The organism is Microcoleus sp. Pol17C6, assembly GCF_036701145.1.
Classification (GTDB): Bacteria; Cyanobacteriota; Cyanobacteriia; order Cyanobacteriales; family Microcoleaceae; genus Microcoleus.
The window spans coordinates 34,586-37,258 of sequence record NZ_JAUBQH010000053.1 but is presented as its reverse complement, the minus strand read 5'-3'; the positions used below and the strand labels follow the sequence as shown (position 1 = coordinate 37,258).

The 2,673-nt window shown below is 46.3% G+C and carries 1 protein-coding gene; it reads right to left on the bottom strand.

Annotated elements, in window-relative coordinates:
* A partial coding sequence (locus tag QUA25_RS22130) for a beta strand repeat-containing protein (protein ID WP_445305271.1) occupies positions 1 to 2,673 on the bottom strand: 2,673 nt, incomplete at both ends.

Here is a 2,673-nt window from a genome sequence, read left to right as displayed (position 1 = left end):
ACTGGAGTCGGAGTTAGAGTTACTACCGGAGTTGGAGTGACAACTGGAGTCGGAGTTAGAGTTACTACCGGAGTTGGAGTGACAACTGGAGTCGGAGTTAGAGTTACTACCGGAGTTGGAGTGACAACTGGAGTCGGAGTTGGAGTTACTACCGGAGTTGGAGTGACAACTGGAGTCGGAGTGGGAGTTTCACTCGGAGTGGGAGTTTCACTCGGAGTCGGAGTGGGAGTTTCAACTGGAGTGGGGGTTGGTGTTGGCGGCGGGTTGATCGCGTCATCAGTCAAAAACGCAGTATTACCAACACTACTAGAACGCGGAAACGACTGCGATGTAATGGTAGATTGTCCCGTTGTAATTGCACCCGCCGTACCGTTGCTAGCAGCATCTCCCACAACAAACGGTTGAATCGGCGTCCCTCCATCTCCCCCAGCGTGCACAATTGTAATTTTGCCACCACCGGCGCCGCCAGCAGTAGAAATGCTAGCAAATCCCGTCGGCGACAGTGGGGTTGAAAAAGCACCCGTAGCGCGGAAAAAATTGCCTGTTATTGCTGTCACCTCGCCACCGGTGCCGCCAGTACCGCCTTGGGCATTGATAAACTCTACTTGAATATCGCCGATCGGATCTAAGAACACATTGCCGGCATTTCCGACTATAGCGCTAGAGTTAATTTGTCCGGTGGTAATTGAAGTTATCGCCTTAACAGTTATGTTGCCGCCACTGTTTGCCGATGTATTCAAATTGCCTGCAGTGAAATTGTTACCGCTTGTAAATAGAATTTCTCCGCCATTAGTAGTAGTAATATTTTTAACGCTTATATCGCCCTGGGCAGTAATATCGACTTTGCCGGCGGTGACATCTCCCGATAAATTGACTTTTTCGGTGTTTAGTGCTGTCAATTGTTGCGCGTTAATTGTCGAGTTTCCTGTCACATTGCCAGCATTGTCAATCGCAAGATTTCCTAACTGGCTGGTAGCCCCCACCGAACCGTTGAAAGTGATGCTGCCACTACCGGAGGCTAGAGTTAAGTTGCGGGCCGCATCAATACTGTCGATCGCACCTCCAAAGGCAATATTCCCCCCGGCGGTACTCAATATCGCATCTTTCGTCAACCCGAGAACACCGTTAATATTGATATTGCCATTATTAGTAGTAACATTGCCACCCAACTTAGTGCTTGCAGCAGCAATATTAAAACCAGAATTGCTCGCAATATTACCCGTAAATTCCGCCTGCGTTGCCGTAACATTCAAAACAGAAAGTGGTGCTGTTCCTCCGATATTTTTTTCTACCAGTACATTGCCTATAGCCGCATCTAAGTTCAACAAATGATTACCGTCTATCGCACCAGTTATCTTAATATCTCCGCCGCTGGTACTGAGATTAATATCGTTGCTGAGTGTGACAGTGCCGTTGAGAGCGATCGGATTTTTATTGGTATTGATGCCATAATTCAAATTAATTGTGGCAGCGTTGAGAGCAATGCTGCTGTTGTCATTGCCAGTAAGAGTGCCATCAAGTGCGATCGTACCAGTTCCCCCTTGAATACTTAGGGGGTCTACAAAGGTGAGATTGTAGGGTATGCTAACCTTGGCGGTGCTATCCGATCGCCCGATCGCGATCGAGCTAAATCCATTTTGAATCAAATTAAGTTCCGAAGCCGTCAAATCTAAAGCGCTAGTATTGTTATCAGTTCCGCCAACAACAATATTTTCTCCTGCTGTGGCGGGTTGCAGCGTTAGCGCGCCCGTACCCGAAATATTCTCAGAAAAATTAATTTCACCTGCCGTTAAAGTTAGCGAGTTACTACCTGCCGATACAGTCGAACCGAAAGCAATTGTTGCATCTCTCACTGTAAAATTTACAGGAGCTTTTAATGTCACTGGATTGCTAAAACCAATGTTATCATTAGTTGTGGTGATATTTCCCCTAGCGGCAACAGTTCCCCCGCCATTTTGAATAAATGCACCGTCTAAGTTCAGGTTTTTCTCAATATTGAGATTCACCTTATTAGTAACTGTGAGCGTGCCGTCATTGGTTGTTGTTACAGTTCCTTTGAGATTAACATTATCAGCCGCAATACCCAGATTGCCAGCTACGTCAACTGTCTGGTTGAAAGTAATGTCGCTGCCTGAAAACACCGAGTTTGGGGCAACAGTCACTGCATCTCCATAAGTTTGACTGCCGGTTGTAGTCACATTGCCGCCTAAAGATATCTTGCTGTTGGCACTTAAATTAGTGAGAGGAGTTGTTTCGCCGATCGCACTTTTGAAGGTAATATTACCGCTAGCCGCCTTCACAGTCAAATCGCTGGTACCATCAACAGTATTATTGAAAGTAATGCTGTCACCTGAAAGAATCGGATTGTTGGCAATTGTCACTGCATCTCCATAAGTTTGACTGCCAGTTGTAGTGACATTTCCCTTGACTTGAGTTGTACCGCCAACATCTGTAGTCAAACTCGCGGCATTGACTGTTTGATTAAAGGCGGTTGTTCCTGTAGAATTAGCTGTTAAATTGCCGATCGTACTTGCAACACCAACTGCACCATTGAATGTAACATTACCGCTAACCGCATTCGTCGTCAAATCGCTGCTGCCGTCTACAGTATTATTGAAAGTAATGTCGCTGCCGGAGAGAATGGGATTGTTGGCAATTGTCACTGCATCTCCA